Raw genomic sequence first — 18,999 nt, 5'->3', positions numbered from 1 at the left:
AAAATGATGATATGATCTGAAAGGACAAGTTTTTGAATTGATTTATTGGAGTTGATGAAAATGGCGAAGCGGCCTGAAGATACACGGGTGGTCGTCGGAATGTCCGGAGGCGTTGATTCCTCTGTGGCGGCTTTGCTTTTGAAAGAGCAGGGCTATGATGTCATCGGAATTTTTATGAAAAACTGGGATGACACAGATGAGAACGGTTTTTGCACAGCGACGGAAGATTACGAAGATGTCATAAAGGTATGTAATCAAATCGGCATACCGTATTATGCGGTGAATTTTGAAAAGCAGTATTGGGAAAAGGTTTTTCAATATTTCCTTGATGAATATAAAGCGGGCAGAACGCCGAATCCAGATGTCATGTGCAATAAAGAAATTAAATTCAAAGCCTTTTTGGAGCATGCTTTGTCGCTTGGAGCCGATTATTTGGCCACCGGCCACTATGCGCGGGTCGACCGTACGGACGGGCGTGTTAAAATGCTCAGAGGGCTTGATGAAAATAAAGATCAAACCTATTTTCTAAACCAGCTGACAGAAGAGCAACTGAGCAAAGTGCTGTTTCCGATCGGGCAGCTTCAAAAAAGCCGCGTCAGGGAAATTGCAAAAGAAGCGGGGCTTGCGACAGCTGCCAAAAAAGACAGCACAGGCATCTGCTTTATCGGGGAACGGAATTTCAAAACGTTTCTCAGCCAGTACCTTCCAGCACAGCCGGGAGATATGCGGACGATGGAAGGCGAATTTAAAGGCCGCCACGACGGTTTAATGTACTATACGATTGGACAAAGGCACGGCCTCGGCATCGGCGGAAGCGGAGAGCCGTGGTTCGTCGTCGGAAAAGACCTTGAAAAAAACATCTTGTATGTAGATCAAGGTTTCGACAATCCGCTGCTTTTCTCCGATAAGATTACGGCGACAAACGTAAGCTTTGTGCATAAGGGCGTCTTCGGCGGCGAAGAGGAGCTCGCCTGCACGGCCAAATTCCGCTACCGCCAAGCCGATCATGAAGTCACTGTCAGAATGACCGGGACGGATGAAGCGGAGGTCGTCTTTAAAGAGCCGGTCCGCGCCGTGACGCCGGGACAAGCGGTTGTCTTTTACAAAGGCGAAGAATGCCTCGGCGGCGGAACGATTGATGATGTGTTTAAAGACGGACAACAACTTTGGTATGTATAAAACCGGGGCTCTGGATACACCCCGGAGCTTCTCGAACGGCTGCCGGCAATGTCGGCGGCCTTTTTAAAATAGTTCGTGAAAGGGAGAGGGCTTTTGGATTACAATCAAATTGGAATAGATGCAATGCAAAAAGGCGACTTTGAAAAAGCCGCTGAAGCCTTTACAAAGGCAATTGATGAAAACAGCGGAGATCCGGTGCCTTATATCAACTTTGCCAACCTGCTTTCTGCAGTCGGCGAATTGGACAGGGCGCTTAAGTTTTACGACAGGGCGGCTGCTTTGGATGAGAAAGCAGGAGCGGCTTATTATGGAGCAGGGAATGTCTATGTCATGAAAGAGCGGTATCAAGAAGCGAAGGACATGTTCGAAAAAGCGCATCGGACGGGCATGGAAAACAGCGACTTATATTATATGCTCGGAACCACGCTCGTGAAGCTTGAGCAGCCGAAGCTCGCAATGCCGTATTTGCAAAGAGCCGCCGAGCTGAACGATGCGGATGTCGAAGCCCGTTTTCATTACGCGATGTGCCTTGCCAATGAAGGGATGCTGGACGAAGCGATCACGGAATTTTCAAATGTAACGGAGCGCGACCCGTCCCATGCCGATGCATTTTATAATTTAGGCGTTGCCTATGCGTTTAAGGAAGATCGGAAAACAGCGCTCGACATGCTGAACAAGGCGCTGGACATTCAGCCGGATCATATGCTCAGCATTCGCGCCAAGCAGCTTTTAGAAGAAGCTTGATTGATCAAGGGCCGTCATGACCGATTTTGAATGGAGGGGGGATAACAGTGATGCAGCGCCATAACCCGGACCAGATCGAAATGGAAGAAGCTTCATTTGTAAAAGGAACGGTAACGGCTGTCATATATCATAATGAAACAAACCTGTATACCGTACTGAAAGTAAAAGTGGAAGAAACATCAGAGTCTTTTGAAGACAAAACCGTTTCTGTCACCGGTTACTTTCCTTTGATCCATGAAGACGATATCTACACATTTTACGGAAAAACCGCCTCCCATCCGAAATTTGGCCTGCAATTTCAAGCGGATCATTTCAAAAAGGAAGTGCCGACAACGAAAGAAGGCGTGATCCAATACTTGGCCAGCGATTTATTTGAAGGAATCGGCAAGAAAACGGCCGAGGAAATTGTCAATAAGCTGGGGGAAGGGGCAATCAACAAAATTTTAAGCGACGGCGCCGTCCTGTATGATGTCCCGAAGCTCTCCAAAAAAAAGGCGGATAAGCTTGCCGCTGCCCTTCAGCAGCATCAGGGGCTCGAGCAGATTATGATCTCCTTGAGCGAATTCGGCTTCGGCCCCCAGCTGTCCATGAAAATTTATCAGGCGTACGAAGCGGAAACGCTCGATAAAATCCGCGAAAATCCGTACCAGCTTGTCAAAGATGTTGAAGGAATCGGCTTTATCAAAGCAGACGAACTGGGCGGCAGAATGGGGATCTCAGGCAAACATGAAGAGCGGATCAAAGCGGCGATTTTATACACGGTTGAAGCGACATGCCTTCAAGAAGGGCATACGTACATAGAAACGAGACAGCTCATCATCGAGACGCAAAAGCTGTTAAACCAGTCAGCAGGCGATGAAAAAGTAACCGAGATGGATGTGGCGGACGCGATCATTTCCTTAGGGGAGCAAAAAGAGCTGTTCATTGAAGATGAAAGGTGTTATTATCCGTCCCTTTACTACGCTGAACAAAGCTTTGCCAAAAGGGTGCAGAAAATCGCCGGACAGACCGAATACGATGACCAGTTTCCCGAATCGGAATTCCTGCTCGCTTTAGGGGAGCTTGAAGAACGGATGAAAGTGCAGTACGCGCCAAGCCAAAAAGAAGCCATACAAAAAGCGCTGATGTCGCCGATGCTGCTTTTGACGGGCGGACCGGGAACCGGGAAAACGACCGTCATCAGGGGAATCGTCGAGTTGTACAGCGAGCTGCACGGCTTAAGCTTAAATCCGGCTGATTACAAAAAAGATGAAACGTTTCCGTTTGTGCTGGCAGCACCGACCGGCCGGGCCGCTAAGCGGATGAGCGAGTCGACCGGTCTGCCGGCCGTTACGATTCACAGGCTTCTCGGCTGGAACGGAGCCGAAGGATTTACGCACGATGAAGACAATCCGATTGAAGGACGGCTGCTCATTATTGATGAAACGAGCATGCTTGATATATGGCTTGCCAACCAATTATTCAAGGCGATCCCCGATCGGATACAGGTGATCATGGTCGGAGATGAAGACCAGCTTCCGTCCGTCGGTCCCGGACAGGTGCTAAGGGATCTGTTGGCATCGAATGTGATTCCTTCTGTCAGATTAACCGACATTTACAGACAGGCTGAAGGCTCTTCAATCGTTGAACTGGCGCACGAAATGAAACAGGGAAAGCTTCCGGAAAACTTGGCCGCCCCGACAAAAGACCGTTCTTTTATTCGCTGCCGCCAGCAGCAGATCAAAGAAGTCGTCGAAAAAGTCGTCAAAAACGCGCTGCAAAAAGGATATTCGGCCAGGGATATTCAGGTTTTGGCTCCGATGTACAGAGGAGCGGCCGGCATCAATGAGTTGAACGCCCTTTTGCAGGGCATACTGAATCCGCCGAAGCCGAAAGGCAGGGAAATGAAGTACGGAGATGTCGTGTACCGTACCGGAGATAAAGTGCTCCAGCTCGTCAACCAGCCGGAGCATAACGTGTTTAACGGTGACATGGGCGAGATCGTCTCGATTTTTTATGCGAAAGAAAATACGGAAAAAGAAGATATGGCCGTTGTCTCTTTCGACGGGAATGAAATCACGTTTGCAAAAAAAGATTTCAACCAGTTTACGCACGCCTATTGCTGTTCGATCCACAAATCGCAAGGCAGCGAATTTCCGATCGTCATCCTTCCGGTCGTCAAAAGCTATTACCGGATGCTGAGAAGGAACTTGCTTTACACGGCTATTACAAGAAGCAAAAAATTCCTGATTCTGTGCGGCGAAGAGGAAGCCCTTGAATGGGGCGTGAAAAATAAGGAATCATCAGAAAGGCAGACATCGCTTAAAAGACGGCTTCAGCAGGCGGCACATGAAGAGGATGAAGAGCTCATGGCGCTTCAAAAAGAGCTGCCATTCAGCGTCTATGACGCCAATATCGGGATGGAAGGCATTACACCTTTTGATTTTATGGAAAAGGAAGCAGAATAAGTGTTTTTCATGGAATCCATTTCATCGTATGAGTCGCGGCGCAACAGCAGATCATAAGAGTGTTCGTAAAAAGGTGGTTGATCACACTTTGAGAACATGCAATGAGCTGGAAGGACTCAATGTTTACGACAGACAGTCTTCTCTCCCGCTTGGGGTGGTAACGGATATCTGTTTTTCTCACGAAGGGACATGTCTCGGATTGATTATGGAAGAGAAGCGGCGCTTTTACAATCCCCGTTCGCTTCTTCCGCTTCCCGCGGTCACCGAAATCGGACGTGACGGCGTATACGTTGATTTCACCGAGTTCAAGCCGATGCAAGTTCCGAAGCAGAGTCTTTCTTATGACCAGATGAAGCAAAAAATGGTCAAAAACGGAGCAGGAGATACGCTGGGCATGCTGGAAGATGTATACTTTTCTTCCGACACGGGCATAATCGTAGCATATGAACTATCAGACGGTTTTTTTGCCGATTTGTCAGGCGACAAAAAGCAGATTCACTCATCTGGGGAACCGCTTGAAGTAGGCAGAAGCACAATCGTCTTGAACGAATAAGAGGTGTGTGTTCAAATGCTCGTTTGCCCGAATTGCAAAAGCAAAAACATCGGCAAAATCGGTGTAAATCAATATTACTGCTGGGGATGCTTTATTGAGCTGACCCTATCAAAAGGAAAAATTTCGACCCATCAAGTCGAAGAGGACGGAACATTGAGCAGCCTGGACGATCTGTTTACAGATGACGAACGAACGATCAACCTTTGAATGGAGGTTAGAAAGTTGAATCGTACAATGACTTCTCTCATTTCTTTAGGAGCCGGGGCTTTAATGTACTACATGGCGTCTCAGAACGATATGATGAACAAGCGAAACATGAGAAAGCTGAGAAGACGCGTCATGAAAATGTTTTAAGCAGAAAGGGATACCCTTAAAAGGGGTGTCCCTTTTTTTCTTAGGGAATAATTACAAGCAGAAATCAAAAGCTAACAAGGGGTGAAAAACATGCTGAAAAAACCGCTGCAGCTTTTAATGTGGGTCTCGATCTTTATGCTTTTGCTATTAACCGTCTATATCTTTTTGCAGCTGAGAATGATTTGGGAGCCTGTCTGCGTGCTGCTCAAGTCGATTCTGATCCCGCTGGCGATCGCGGTTTTTATCACCTATCTGCTTTTGCCTGTCGTGGAAAAGATACACCGGGCAGGCGTGCCGAGAACATTGAGTATTTTGCTGATTTATTTTCTGTTTTTTGCAGGTCTCGGCTACGCTTTTTACAAAGGGGTGCCGATCCTCATTAAACAGCTGACAGAGCTTTCAGAGGGAATTCCGGTTCTTGCCGCATCATACGAAAACATGCTGGATCAGCTGCATCATCATACAGACGGCTGGCCTGACGGCATGCACGACAGAGTCGACAGGTTCGTCAATCAGACGGAAGAATTCGTTGCAAGCTGGGTAGAACGGACGATACGAAGCATCCGATTCGTTTTTGATTATATGCTCTTGGCGGCGATCATTCCGTTTTTAGTATTCTACATGGTGAAAGATATTGATACGATGAAAAAGGCGGTATGGTATTTGACGCCTTCTTCATGGAGAGCAAGAGGCAGCGAATTCATCCGGGATGTCGATGATTCTCTCGGGGACTACATCAGAGGCCAGCTTTTTGTCTGCCTTGTCATCGGCTTGGGAGCGAGCCTGTCATTTTGGTTTTTTGACCTGCCCTATCCGCTGATCCTCGGCCTTGTCATCGGCGCGACAAATGTCATTCCGTATTTCGGCCCTGTCATCGGCGCGATTCCGGCTGTCATGGTAGCAGCCGCTTTATCGACGAGGCTCGTTTTCGTGGTGATCATTACGATTTTGATTCTTCAGTTTATTGAAGGCAATATCCTCGGGCCCCTTGTCGTCGGCAAAAGCCTGCATATGCATCCGGTTGTCATTATGCTTGGATTGCTGGCGGGCGGGGAGCTTGCCGGCATCATCGGCATGATTCTGGCTGTGCCTGTCATGGCTGTTATCAAAGTGATGCTCGTCCATTTTTTAGCGGCAAGAAAAGCGTAAGCGGCAGAAGTTTGACATAACGGCTTCCGTTGTCTATAATTTCGAAATAGACATACATACGTATCTCGATTGACGGATCCGAGTATACTGAAGCCCTGTTTTATAGAGAGAAGCTCCATAGCGGTGAAAGAGCTTTAACAGAAGATCAGTAGAAGCTAATCCTGAGTGCAGGCGAAAACCTGCCGTCTTCATCCGGCGTTATTCGGATATCAAGGTGATGGGCGTTTCGTTTTGTTACGCACATAATCAGGGTGGTACCGCGAGAGGAGCTCTCGTCCCTGTGTAAACGTTGTTTGCATGGGGCGGGGGCTTTTTAATTTGCATGTGCATCATTAAAGGAGGAAAAAATAATGAAGACATTAACATCCGCACAAGTGCGCCAAATGTTTTTAGACTTTTTTAAAGAAAAAGGGCATGCCGTTGAACCGAGCGCCTCTCTTATTCCGCATGAAGATCCCTCCCTGCTTTGGATCAACAGCGGAGTCGCGACGCTGAAAAAATATTTTGACGGACGGGTTGTGCCGGAGAATCCGCGCATCTGCAACGCTCAAAAATCAATCAGGACGAACGATATTGAGAATGTCGGGAAAACAGCCCGCCACCATACGTTCTTTGAGATGCTCGGCAACTTTTCGATCGGCGATTATTTCAAAGAAGAAGCGATCGAGTGGGCATGGGAATTTTTAACCGATCAAAAATGGATCGGCTTCGATCCCGAACGCCTGTCAGTCACGGTGCATCCGGAAGATGACGAAGCGTATGAATTATGGTCAAAAAAAATCGGCATACCTGAGGAACGGATCATCAGACTGGAAGGAAACTTCTGGGATATCGGCGAAGGCCCGAGCGGACCAAATACCGAAATCTTCTATGACCGCGGTGAAGATTATGGAAATGATCCGTCTGATCCGGAGCTTTACCCGGGCGGGGAGAACGAGCGTTACCTAGAAGTATGGAACCTTGTGTTCTCCGAGTTCAACCACAATCCTGACGGAACATACACACCGCTTCCGAAGAAAAACATTGATACCGGGATGGGTCTTGAACGGATGGTATCTGTTATTCAAGACGCCAAGACGAACTATGATACGGATTTGTTTATGCCGATCATCAAGGCGACAGAAGCCATTTCAGGAGAAAAGTACGGCACATCTGCTGAAAAAGATACGGCGTTTAAGGTTGTGGCCGATCATATCCGGACGGCTGCGTTTGCGGTCGGCGACGGAGCGCTTCCGTCAAACGAGGGGCGCGGCTATGTCATCAGAAGGCTGCTTCGCCGCGCTGTCCGCTATGCGAAGTCCATCAATATCAACCGTCCGTTTATGTATGAGCTCGTACCGGTAGTTGCCGACATCATGGCCGCTTTCTACGGCGAAGTCAAAGAAAAAGCGGACTTTATCGCGAAAGTCATCAAAACAGAGGAAGAACGCTTCCATGAAACATTGCACGAAGGCTTGGCGATTCTCTCAGAAGTTATTCAAAAGGAAAAAGCAAAAGGAAACCGCATCATTTCCGGGGAAGATGTCTTTAAACTGTATGATACGTATGGATTCCCTGTTGAACTGACCGAAGAATACGCCGAAGATGAAGGCATGGAAGTCGATCATGAAGGATTTGAGCGCGAGATGGACAAGCAGCGCGAACGGGCCCGGCAGGCGCGCCAGGACGTCGGCAGCATGCAGGTTCAAGGCGGCGCTCTCCGCGATATCATGACAGAAAGCGAGTTCATCGGCTATTCCGATATCAAAACGGAAACGAAAATCGCCGAGCTTCTTCAAGACGGAGAACTTGTCGATCTCGTTCAGGAAGGCCAAAAGGTTCAGTTCATTCTGGAAAAAACGCCGTTCTATGCTGAAAGCGGCGGACAAATCGGTGATAAAGGCTGGGTTAAAAGCGGTGATGCGGCTATTCGCGTCACAGACGTTAAAAAAGCGCCAAACGGCCAGCACCTGCATGAAGGGATCGTGGAAAGCGGCGCAATTAAAAAAGGCATGAGCGTGACCGCAGAAGTCACGGAGCGGCTCAGAAAAGACATCGTCAAAAACCATACCGCGACACACCTGCTTCACCAGGCGCTGAAAGATGTGCTCGGTACGCATGTCAACCAGGCCGGCTCGCTAGTCACTGACAGCCGTCTGCGCTTTGACTTCTCTCACTTTGGACAGGTGACAAAGGAAGAACTCGAACAAATCGAAACAAAAGTGAACGAGAAAATTTGGGCATCGATTCCGGTTCAAATCGACTTAAAACCGATTGCTGAAGCGAAAGCGATGGGAGCCATGGCACTGTTCGGCGAAAAATACGGGGACATCGTCCGCGTTGTTCAAGTCGGCGACTACAGCATCGAGCTGTGCGGAGGCTGCCATGTGAGAAATACGGCTGAAATCGGCCTCTTTAAGATCGTATCCGAATCAGGAATCGGGGCTGGCACCCGCAGGATCGAAGCTGTAACAGGGCAGGGCGCTTACGAAGAGATGAACGCCAAACTGGAGCTTCTCGAACAGGCGGCAGAAGTCCTGAAAACCAACGTGAAGGAAGTGCCGAAACGGATCGAAGCGCTCCAGTCTGATCTGAAAGATGCTCAGAGAGAAAACGAATCTTTATTGGCGAAACTGGGCAATAAAGAAGCCGGAGAGATTTTGGAAAAAGTAAAAGAAATTGACGGAATCAAACTGCTCGCAGAAAAAGTGAATGCCAAAGATATGAATCACCTGCGCACAATGGTTGACGATCTGAAGGCGAAACTGGGCTCAGCCGTTATTGTTCTCGGGGCGGTTCAAAACGAAAAAGTGAATATTTCCGCCGGAGTTACAAAAGATTTAATAGAGCGGGGTTTCCACGCAGGCAAGCTTGTCAAGCAAGTCGCAGAAGCATGCGGAGGCGGCGGAGGCGGCCGTCCTGACATGGCGCAGGCGGGAGGAAAACAGCCTGAGCGGCTGGCAGAAGCATTAGCATCTGCGGAAGAATGGGTAAAATCCGTTTTATAAATAGCCATTGTGGTGTAGAATGGTGATTAGAAGGTAATCAGGCTGAAACTTTGCCTGCGAATTTGGGAAAGAGGTGCAAAACGGTGAGCTCATTTGATAAGACGATGAAATTCAACTTTTCCGACGATTCGATGGAAACCAATGTAAATGAAGTGCTGATAACCGTCCATGACGCGCTTCAGGAAAAAGGCTACAACCCGATCAACCAAATTGTCGGATATCTGCTGTCAGGAGATCCCGCTTACATTCCAAGGCATCGAGATGCACGCAACCTGATTCGGAAAATAGAAAGAGACGAGATAATCGAAGAATTGGTTAAATCGTACTTAGAACAGCATAAAGAGGCGTAAACAAGCATGCGAATATTAGGTCTGGATTTAGGTTCGAAAACGCTCGGCGTAGCGCTGAGCGATGAAATGGGCTGGACGGCTCAAGGGATAGAAACGATTAAAATCGACGAGGCGGGCGGTGACTACGGCTTGAACCGCCTTGCCGAATTGACGAAAGACTATGTAATAGACAAGATTGTACTCGGTTTTCCCAAAAACATGAACGGAACCGTCGGCCCGAGGGGGGAAGCGAGCCAGAAGTTCGCGGAAGTGCTTGAAGAAACGTTTCAAGTTCCCGTCGTGCTTTGGGACGAGCGCCTCTCGACAATGGCGGCCGAAAGAATGCTGATTTCAGCAGATGTAAGCAGGCAAAAGAGAAAAAAAGTAATTGATAAAATGGCGGCCGTGATGATCCTTCAAGGATATCTCGACAGCCTAAACTCATGAGGTGATTACGATGGAACACGGAGAAAAAAACATTACAATTGTAGACGATAAAGGGAATGAACAGCTGTGTGAAGTGCTCTTTACATTTGACAGCGATCAGTTTAACAAGTCATACGTGCTTTATTATCCGATTGAAGCACAGGACGATGAAGAGATCGAGATCCATGCTTCAAGCTTCGTACCGAATGAAGCAGGAGAAGACGGCGAACTGATGCCGATTGAAACAGAAGAAGAGTGGGATATGATTGAGGAGACGCTGAACACGTTTTTAGCGGATGAAGACGAAGAAGAATAAAGAAGCGGCTAGACTGCTTGACAAAATCCTAAAACGATTGAAGTTTTAGGATTTTGTCATTCTTTAAAGCGTGATCTGCAATTTTTCTCACCCGGCTGCCGACAGGCGGCTTTTTTTATTAAAACATTTTGTAATAAATTGCCGAATGATAACGAATCATGTAGTATATACCATGGGAGGAGAGGAGGACACCAATGTTTGAAGATCAGACAAAGAAACCGTTTATAAAAAGACTCCTTAAACATAAAATAAAGTTTTGGCTGACTGTGGTTGCGGTTCTGCTGATTTTAACCGCAGGCGCTGTTTCGCTCTACGTTAAATCGGCGCTCGAACCGGTCGATAAAAATAATGCAAAAACGGTCAATGTCTATATTCCGGAAGGATCGACCGTTACGTCCATCGCCGCCAAACTGAAAAAAGAGGACCTAATTAAAAATGAAAAAGTATTTATCGCTTATGTGAAATTTAAAAATGCCTCCGGCTTTCAAGCGGGGAACTTTCAGCTCAGCCAGTCGATGGATGCGGCAGGCATGATTAATAAGCTGACAACCGCTTCACATGTGCCGGCATTTAAAATTACCGTTCCTGAAGGAAGGCAGCTCCAGGAAATCGCAGACATCATCGCCGGACAAACGAACTACTCGGCAAAGGACATTATGAAAAAGCTGGATGACAGGGAATTCATCAGCCGATTAAAACAGAAGTATCCGAAACTGATCACAGACGACGTGTTGAACAAGAACATCAAGCATCCGCTCGAAGGATACCTGCATCCTGCGACATATCCATTTTACGACCCTGAGACGAAGCTTGATGCCATTATCGAAGCGATGATCAAACAAACAGATCAGCTGGCTGAAAAGTATGAAAAGCAGATGAAAGACAAAAAGATGTCCGTCCACAAAGCCTTGACGATGGCTTCGTTAATTGAAGAAGAAGCTACCGAAAAAGCGGACCGGCACAAAATCTCAAGCGTTTTCTACAACCGCATCAGCAAAAATATGCCATTGCAAACGGATCCGACCGTCTTATATGCACTGGGAGAACATAAAAACCGCGTCATGTACAAAGACCTTGAAGCGGATTCCCCATATAATACGTACAAACATACCGGTCTTCCGCCCGGGCCGATTGCAAACGCTGGAGAGACTTCCTGGGAGGCGGCATTAAATCCGGAGCAAACAGACTATGTTTATTTTCTTGCAAAGAAAAACGGGGAAGTCGTCTTTACAAAAACGCTTGAAGAACACAATAAAGCAAAAGCCAAATATATTACGAACACGCAGGACGAGGAAAAAGGAGAGTAAAAAATACTCTCCTTTTATTCGCAAATACAAAGGTTTTATGATAAAATATATCGGGTTGTTTATTGGAGAAAAGACAGTCAACTGCTTTAGGAGAGTGCTGAACACCTGACCTAAGGCTCTTTTTTATGAAAGGGAGGCCATCTGCCCGTGAAGATTGGACACGAAGAATTGACCGGCTATCTTGAAAAGCTGCTAAAGCCGCGGCCGGCTGAAATTATGAAACTGGAGGCCTATGCCGAAGAGCATGGCGTGCCCATTATGGAACCGACAGGAATCGAAGTGCTCCTGCAGCTTCTTTCATTCAAAAATCCGAAAAAAATTCTTGAAATCGGTACCGCCATCGGCTATTCGGCGATTCGGATGGCGCTTGCCCTTCCCGAAGCCGAGATTTTTACAATCGAGCGCGATGAGGACAGGTATCGGGAAGCGCTGAAAAACATCCGGTCATTCCAGCTTGAAAACAGAATTCACGTGTTCTTCGGCGATGCGCTCAGCGAGTCTGACCCCGTTCAATCGATGGCTCCCTATGATGCGCTGTTTATCGATGCCGCAAAAGGCCAGTATCAGAAGTTTTTCAGTATATATGAAAAAATGCTTGCCGATGACGGCATCATTTTTACGGACAATGTCCTTTTCAAAGGCCTTGTCGCATCAGAATACAATCAGATCGAAAGCAAGCGCATCAAAAAGCTTGTATCGAAAATAGATCATTACAATCATTGGCTGATGGAGCATCCTGACTACCACACGGCGATCCTGCCTGTGGGCGACGGATTGGCCGTCAGTCAAAAAAGAGGTGAACGGATATGAAAAAGCCTGAACTGCTTGTCACGCCGACTTCTGTTTCGGATATTAAGCCTTTGGCAGAGGCGGGCGCCGATGCGTTTATCATCGGTGAACAAAGGTACGGTCTGCGTTTAGCCGGGGAGTTTTCCAGAGAAGAAGTAAAAGAAGCCATCATTCAGGCTCATGAAAAAGGCGCAAAAGTATATGTTGCTGTGAACGCGATTTTTCACAATGACCGGGTTCCGGAACTGAATGACTACCTTTCATTCTTGGACGAGGCAGGCGCGGATGCGGTTGTCTTCGGCGATCCCGCCGTACTGATGGCTGCACGGGAATCAGCGCCGAACATGAAGCTTCACTGGAATACGGAAACGACCGCAACCAATCATTATTCCTGCAACTATTGGGGGCGCAAGGGCGCGAAGCGCGCGGTGCTTGCAAGAGAGCTCAACATGGACAGTATCGTTGAGATTAAAGAGAAAGCAGAAGTCGAGATTGAAATTCAGGTTCACGGCATGACATGCATGTTCCAGTCAAAGCGCTCCCTGATCGGCAACTATTTTGAATACCAGGGAAAAGTCATGGATATCGAAGGCAAGAAAAAAGAAAAAGGCATGTATCTCCATGATAAAGAACGCGGAAATAAATATCCGATTTTCGAAGACGAAAACGGCACGCACATCATGAGTCCGAATGACGTCTGCATCATTGATGAGCTTGAAGATTTAATCGATGCCGGCATCGATTCATTTAAAATCGACGGAATTTTAAAATCGGTCGAATACATGACTGAAGTAACGGCCATGTACCGCGAAGCCATCGACCTTTGCATCGCAGACAGGGAAGCATATGAAGACAAGAAAGAACAATGGATCGAGCGGATCGAACAGCTGCAGCCTGCAAACCGCAGCATTGATACCGGATTCTTTTTCAAAGAAACAGTATACTAAAAGGAGGGATAGCCATGTCTGCAGTAAAAGATAAAATTTCCAAAATCGTTAATGGAAAACGCGTCATTACGAAAAAGCCAGAACTTCTTGCTCCGGCGGGGAATTTGGAAAAACTGAAAATCGCTGTCCACTATGGAGCAGACGCTGTATTTATCGGCGGACGTGAATATGGACTCCGCTCAAACGCAGATAACTTTTCAATTGAAGAAATGGCTGAAGGTGTCGAATTCGCGAAAAAATACGGCGCAAGAATTTATGTCACGACAAACATTTTTGCGCATGAAGAAAATATCGACGGACTGGAAGACTATTTGCGCGATCTCGAGGGAGCAGGCGTGTCAGGCATTATCGTCGCTGATCCCCTGATCATTGAAACGTGCCGCAGGGTTGCGCCGAAGCTGGAAGTGCATTTGAGCACACAGCAGTCCCTTTCAAACTGGAAAGCCGTTCAGTTCTGGAAGGAAGAAGGCCTTGAGCGGGTTGTGCTCGCACGTGAAACGAGCGCACTTGAAATCAGGGAAATGAAAGAAAAAGTGGATATTGAAATCGAAACGTTTATTCACGGTGCGATGTGTATCGCTTATTCCGGCCGCTGCGTGCTCAGCAACCATATGACGGCAAGGGACTCCAACCGCGGAGGCTGCTGCCAGTCATGCCGCTGGGACTATGATTTGTATCAGACGGACGGGACGAATGCACTGCCGCTATATGAAGAAGGCGATGCTCCATTTGCGATGAGCCCGAAAGATCTGAAGCTGGTCGAATCGATACCGCAAATGATTGAAATGGGCATCGACAGCCTGAAAATCGAAGGCCGGATGAAATCGATCCACTACATTGCGACAGTCGTCAGTGTGTACAGAAAAGTGATCGATGCTTATTGCGCTGATCCTGAAAACTTCGTCATCAAAGAAGAATGGCTGAAAGAACTGGACAAATGCGCCAATAGAGACACGGCGCCTGCTTTCTTTGAAGGAACGCCAGGATATGAAGAGCAGATGTTCGGCGTCCACGGCAAAAAGACAACATACGACTTTGTCGGACTTGTCCTTGACTATGATGAAGAGACAAAAATGGTCACGCTCCAGCAGCGGAACTTCTTTAAATCCGGAGATGAAGTCGAATTTTTCGGTCCGGAAATCGAAAATTTCACATGCAAAATTGACACGATTTGGGACGAAAAAGGCAATGTGCTTGACGCAGCCCGCCATCCCCTGCAGATCGTCAAATTTAGAGTGGACAACAAGATTTATCCTAGCAACATGATGAGAAAGGGGCAGTAATGGCATGGGGAAAAAACCGGTAGTTATCGGCATAGCGGGAGGCTCCGGATCAGGAAAAACGAGCGTCACCAGATCCATTTATGAACAGTTTAAAGGTCATTCGATCTTAATGCTCGAACAGGATTTATATTATAAAGATCAGAGCCATCTGCCGTTTGAAGAGCGGCTGAATACGAACTACGACCATCCGCTTGCATTTGACAATGACTATTTGATCGAGCATTTAAACGAATTGCTCGCGTACAGGCCGATCAAAAAGCCGATTTACGATTACAAGCTGCATACGCGTTCAGAGGAAGTCGTGCACGTCGATCCGAAAGATGTTATTATTTTGGAAGGAATCCTTGTTCTCGAGGATGAAAGGCTCCGCGACTTAATGGACATCAAGCTGTATGTCGATACGGACGCCGACCTGCGGATCATCAGAAGGATGCTCAGAGACATAAAAGAAAGAGGACGTTCGATCGATTCTGTCATCGAGCAGTACATCTCAGTCGTCAGACCGATGCATAACCAGTTTGTCGAACCGACGAAACGCTATGCCGATATCATTATTCCGGAGGGCGGCCAAAACCGCGTCGCCATCGACCTGATGGTAACAAAAATACAAACTATTCTTGAACAAAACGCGATTTTATAATAACATAGCATAGACAAACACAACTCTGACCATATTATGTATAGAAATTGAAGGGTTCTCATCCTGAGCCCTTCTTTAACTGTATAAGCACCATTTACCGGAGCCTTCCATCCGGTTTATATGATACTTTACAAATATGGGAGAGAAGAAGGGGACAAGGGTTGTCCTCATTCTTGTATATTCAAGTCTATACTCTCACATACAAGTGATGAGGAACCAACTAGAAGGAGTGAAGGAACATGGCACAAGAGAAAGTATTTCCTATGACAGAAACGGGAAAGAAAAAACTGGAAGAAGAACTTGAGTATTTGAAAACGGTTAAACGTAAAGAAGTTGTTGAACGTATTAAAGTGGCAAGAAGCTTCGGAGACCTTTCCGAAAACTCCGAATACGATTCAGCAAAAGAAGAACAAGCTTTTGTAGAAGGGCGCATCACAACCCTTGACAATATGATCCGCAACGCAAAGATCATCGAAGATGACGGTGCAAACTCAGACATCGTCAGCCTTGGAAAAACCGTTACATTTACGGAGCTTCCTGACGGTGAAGAAGAATCTTATACGATTGTGGGCAGCGCGGAAGCCGATCCGTTTGAAGGAAAAATCTCGAACGATTCCCCAATCGCGAAAAGCCTTCTCGGCAAGCAGGTTGGAGACGAAGTAACCGTTCAAACACCTGGCGGCGAAATGCTTGTAAAAATTGTGAAAATTTCATAAAATTTGTTTAGCAAACGATGACCTCGTCCACAATGTGGATGAGGTGTTTTTATAATGAAATGGCAAAAGCGTATGAAGTGGGTATCGATTATCATTTCGGCTGCTCTTTTATTTCTGCTGATCAGGCTGGCTGAAATTCAACTGTTTTTTACCGAGTCCTTTTCTAAACGGAATGTGAACTTAATCCAGGAAAGCGTCAAACAGCGCACGGAGGAAGTTCGGATTTCAGACGGGAGAGGATCTTTTTTAGATCGGAACGGCGAACATTTGTCCGTCAGCCAAAAACCGGCCATCGTCTTGTTCCCTTTTTTAAAAAATCAGCCGTGGCCGGCCAAAGAAGCAGCCGAAATTTTAAACATGACAGAAGATGAGCTTGGAAGCAAGCTGGACCATGCAAAAAAACCCGTGATTCTCACAAAACATGACGGAGCGTCCGTTTCAAAGACGGCTCTCGAAAAAATCAATAAACTGAAATATCCGGGCGTTTACGGCGTATACATAGAAGAAACAGAAAAGAACAGGCTGGCTTCGCATACGCTCGGTATGACCAATCAAGACCCGGACCTCCTCAGACGCAAATATCCCGATAAAGAGGGCCTCTCCATCAGCACGAAAATCGGCACCTTCGGCATGGAGCGGACGTTTGATGAATTCCTGCTGCCTGAACAAGACACAAAACTGTTGTATCATGTGGACGGATTGGGAAACCCTTTGTTCGGCATGGACGTCAAATATACAGCAGACGCAAATCCGTTTTACCCGCTGCAAGTCAAAACAACGCTCGATAAAAAGGTTCAGCAGGCAATGGAAGATGTACTTGATGACCATCAGCTCGATAAAGGCTGGGCGGTCCTGCTTGACATCGAGACGAACGGCGTGGTGGCGATTGCGAGCAAGCCCGACTTAAACATGGCTGCGCAAAAAACAAGGCAGAACTATATGCTGACTCCGGTATATCCCGGCTCGGTTTTTAAAACCGTGATTGCCGCTGCAGCGATTGAAAACGGCTTGGATCATCCGTCTAAAACCTTTAACTGCAATTTGAACCTGTACGGTGAGGCCGGAGAGGACAAAGGAAAGCTCAGCCTGGAAGACAGTTTTGCGGAAAGCTGCAACTACACGTTTACAAATCTTGCCGGACAGCTCGTAGAAAAAAACAGCTCCGTGATCGAAGATACTGCTGCAAAGCTTGGGCTGACCGGACGGGTCGGCTGGGAAGGAAAGCTGTATCATGAAGATGAGTTCAGACAGTTTTATCATGAAACTGCAGGATCAATCTGGGGGGATGAAAAGGACAAAAAAGTTAAAAAAGCTGTAGCCCAGACCGCTATCGGCCAAAAGAATGTGAAGCTGACTCCGTTGGAAATCGTCAACATGATGGCGACCATCGCAAGAGGCGGAGAGAAAAAACAAGTCAAGATCGCAGACCAGATCGAATATAAAAACGGCACATTGATGACGGCTTTTAAAGATCACGAGCTCCCAGGAGAGAAAATCGACCAGTATACAGCGCAAAAGCTGCAAAAACTGCTCAGAAAAGTTGTCACATCTGAAAAGGGGACGGGCCGGCGCTTCAGCGATCTTCCGTACGATGTAGCGGGAAAATCGGGCACAGCGCAGACAGGCAGGACGACAGATGACAAAAAAACGCTCTATCATAAATGGTTTGCCGGTTATTTTCCGGCGGACAAGCCGAAATATGCGCTCGTCGTCGTCCATATGGATACGCCGGATAGCAAGGCTGCGACAAATGCCGTATTTTATGATATTGTTAAAAAAGTATATGAAATTGAAAAGAACCAGACATAGAAGAATGCCTCAGGTGATGATAAAATAGGAAGCGAGGCAAGAGGGAAAAAGGAGTGCAATGAACTTGAGCGAAACAAGGGAATCTCGTTTTGAAAATCGTGATAAGCGCAGGAAAGCGAATCTTGTGCTTAACATTTTAATAGGCATCGTATTGGTATTAATCGTTGTCGTTGCCAGCAGTCTGATGATGAACAGTCCGAAGGAGCAGGCGCAGCAAGATGTCTCGAAAAACGATTCTGAACAGACGACAGAAGCGCCTGCTTCCGACAATAAGAAACAAACATCTGATGAAGATGTAAAAGATGAGGACAAAGGAAAAAGCGATTCTGCCGATAAAGAAGACAGCGATTCCGACTCAGACAAGGATAAAGAATCTGCTTCAGACGAGGACAAGTCAACATCAGATGATCCGTTTGAAGGAGCCGAAGTGACAGAAGGCGGTTCAAGCGCCAATGTTGAAAAAACGATCATCAATCCTGACTGGGAGCCTGTCGGCACACAACAGAGCGGACAGCATACCGCAACATATGATTCCTCTTCACAAGACTGGAAGGAAATGCTTGAAGCCATTTCATATGCGACAGGGGTTTCTAAGGATAACATGACGGTGATCTGGCTCGGAAACAACGGCAGCCCGCAAGATGCGAAAGGAACCATTCGGGCGAAGGACACTGGCGTCAAATACCAGGTAGCCATTACTTGGGTTGACGGAAAAGGCTGGAAGCCGACAAAAGTTGAACAATTGAAATAAAGAAAAAAGCGGCCGGTTGCTAAAACCGGGCGCTTTTTTTATGATTCGGCTTTAAAATGAACGACTGCGCTGTAGTGGATCCGTCCGTCAATAACCGCCGTATGGTGGGAAACCGAATGGACCCTCAGCAAAATCGCCTGGTTGTTTTCAATCTGCTGACTGATCTTTTTTTCAAGCTCCTCTAAGCTCAGTGCCTCAAAAAACTCAATTTTATCTTTGATCAGATCGAGGCCGAAGTTCATAAACCAATCCTCCATTCGTTTCAAGTCATTT

General features: G+C 47.0%; 20 protein-coding genes. 19 read left to right on the top strand and 1 reads right to left on the bottom strand.

Going from position 1 to position 18,999, the window contains the following annotated elements:
• The first annotated feature begins 60 nt into the window (after nt 1-60).
• The 19 genes from mnmA (at nt 61) to TRNA_RS35650 (ending at nt 18,726) form a co-directional block, all read left to right on the top strand.
• Nucleotides 61-1,179, top strand: a complete 1,119-nt coding sequence (gene mnmA / locus TRNA_RS35735) for a tRNA 2-thiouridine(34) synthase MnmA (protein ID WP_003183938.1) — start codon at nt 61-63, stop codon at nt 1,177-1,179.
• A gap of 93 nt (nt 1,180-1,272) precedes the next feature.
• Nucleotides 1,273-1,923 carry a tetratricopeptide repeat protein gene (locus TRNA_RS35730; protein WP_003183935.1) on the top strand — a complete coding sequence of 217 codons (651 nt, stop codon included), beginning with the start codon at nt 1,273-1,275 and terminating at the stop codon, nt 1,921-1,923.
• A gap of 50 nt (nt 1,924-1,973) precedes the next feature.
• On the top strand, nt 1,974-4,370 hold the full coding sequence (locus TRNA_RS35725; RefSeq protein ID WP_003183932.1) for an SF1B family DNA helicase RecD2: 2,397 nt from the start codon (nt 1,974-1,976) through the stop codon (nt 4,368-4,370).
• 88 nt (nt 4,371-4,458) lie between these two features.
• Nucleotides 4,459-4,923, top strand: a complete 465-nt coding sequence (locus TRNA_RS35720) for a PRC-barrel domain-containing protein (protein WP_003183930.1) — start codon at nt 4,459-4,461, stop codon at nt 4,921-4,923.
• A gap of 15 nt (nt 4,924-4,938) precedes the next feature.
• Entirely contained in the window at nt 4,939-5,130 is a 192-nt protein-coding gene (locus tag TRNA_RS35715) for a hypothetical protein (protein WP_003183928.1), read from the top strand.
• Nucleotides 5,131-5,145: 15 nt separating this feature from the next.
• Nucleotides 5,146-5,277: a YrzQ family protein gene (locus tag TRNA_RS43385; protein ID WP_003183926.1), complete on the top strand. Its 132-nt coding sequence runs from the start codon at nt 5,146-5,148 to the stop codon at nt 5,275-5,277.
• Between the two features lie 90 nt (nt 5,278-5,367).
• Entirely contained in the window at nt 5,368-6,426 is a 1,059-nt protein-coding gene (locus TRNA_RS35710; protein ID WP_003183924.1) for an AI-2E family transporter, read from the top strand.
• A gap of 350 nt (nt 6,427-6,776) precedes the next feature.
• Nucleotides 6,777-9,413, top strand: a complete 2,637-nt coding sequence (gene alaS, locus TRNA_RS35705) for an alanine--tRNA ligase (RefSeq protein WP_009327782.1) — start codon at nt 6,777-6,779, stop codon at nt 9,411-9,413.
• Nucleotides 9,414-9,496: 83 nt separating this feature from the next.
• Nucleotides 9,497-9,763, top strand: coding sequence for an IreB family regulatory phosphoprotein (locus TRNA_RS35700; protein WP_003183920.1), 267 nt, complete (start codon nt 9,497-9,499; stop codon nt 9,761-9,763).
• Between the two features lie 6 nt (nt 9,764-9,769).
• The gene (gene ruvX, locus TRNA_RS35695; RefSeq protein ID WP_003183918.1) at nt 9,770-10,189 is read left to right on the top strand and encodes a Holliday junction resolvase RuvX; all 420 of its coding nucleotides are present in this window, start codon (nt 9,770-9,772) and stop codon (nt 10,187-10,189) included.
• 10 nt (nt 10,190-10,199) lie between these two features.
• Nucleotides 10,200-10,484, top strand: a complete 285-nt coding sequence (locus TRNA_RS35690; protein WP_003183915.1) for a DUF1292 domain-containing protein — start codon at nt 10,200-10,202, stop codon at nt 10,482-10,484.
• Between the two features lie 194 nt (nt 10,485-10,678).
• Nucleotides 10,679-11,791 (top strand): endolytic transglycosylase MltG, encoded by a 1,113-nt coding sequence (gene mltG / locus TRNA_RS35685; protein ID WP_009327783.1) that lies wholly within the window; start codon nt 10,679-10,681, stop codon nt 11,789-11,791.
• 147 nt (nt 11,792-11,938) lie between these two features.
• The gene (locus TRNA_RS35680) at nt 11,939-12,601 is read left to right on the top strand and encodes an O-methyltransferase (RefSeq protein ID WP_003183911.1); all 663 of its coding nucleotides are present in this window, start codon (nt 11,939-11,941) and stop codon (nt 12,599-12,601) included.
• Entirely contained in the window at nt 12,598-13,527 is a 930-nt protein-coding gene (locus TRNA_RS35675; RefSeq protein WP_009327784.1) for a peptidase U32 family protein, read from the top strand. The genes TRNA_RS35680 and TRNA_RS35675 overlap by 4 nt, the downstream gene beginning before the upstream one ends.
• A 14-nt stretch (nt 13,528-13,541) precedes the next feature.
• Nucleotides 13,542-14,810 carry a peptidase U32 family protein gene (locus TRNA_RS35670; protein WP_003183907.1) on the top strand — a complete coding sequence of 423 codons (1,269 nt, stop codon included), beginning with the start codon at nt 13,542-13,544 and terminating at the stop codon, nt 14,808-14,810.
• Nucleotides 14,811-14,814: 4 nt separating this feature from the next.
• Nucleotides 14,815-15,450, top strand: coding sequence for a uridine kinase (gene udk, locus TRNA_RS35665; RefSeq protein ID WP_003183905.1), 636 nt, complete (start codon nt 14,815-14,817; stop codon nt 15,448-15,450).
• 239 nt (nt 15,451-15,689) lie between these two features.
• Complete coding sequence (greA, locus tag TRNA_RS35660) at nt 15,690-16,166, top strand: transcription elongation factor GreA (RefSeq protein ID WP_003183903.1); 477 nt, start codon at nt 15,690-15,692, stop codon at nt 16,164-16,166.
• 54 nt (nt 16,167-16,220) lie between these two features.
• Complete coding sequence (locus TRNA_RS35655; RefSeq protein WP_011198156.1) at nt 16,221-17,975, top strand: peptidoglycan D,D-transpeptidase FtsI family protein; 1,755 nt, start codon at nt 16,221-16,223, stop codon at nt 17,973-17,975.
• A gap of 58 nt (nt 17,976-18,033) precedes the next feature.
• A complete protein-coding gene (locus TRNA_RS35650) occupies nt 18,034-18,726 on the top strand; it encodes a YrrS family protein (RefSeq protein WP_011201705.1) in 693 nt (230 codons plus the stop codon).
• A gap of 38 nt (nt 18,727-18,764) precedes the next feature.
• Here the strand turns inward: TRNA_RS35650 and TRNA_RS35645 are convergent, their stop codons facing one another.
• Nucleotides 18,765-18,968 (bottom strand): YrzA family protein, encoded by a 204-nt coding sequence (locus tag TRNA_RS35645; RefSeq protein ID WP_009327794.1) that lies wholly within the window; start codon nt 18,966-18,968, stop codon nt 18,765-18,767.
• Nucleotides 18,969-18,999: the final 31 nt, after the last annotated feature.

Source organism: Bacillus licheniformis DSM 13 = ATCC 14580, assembly GCF_000011645.1.
Classification (GTDB): Bacteria; Bacillota; Bacilli; order Bacillales; family Bacillaceae; genus Bacillus; species Bacillus licheniformis.
Note: the sequence above shows the minus strand (reverse complement) of the source record. Positions and strands in the feature narration are given on the sequence as shown.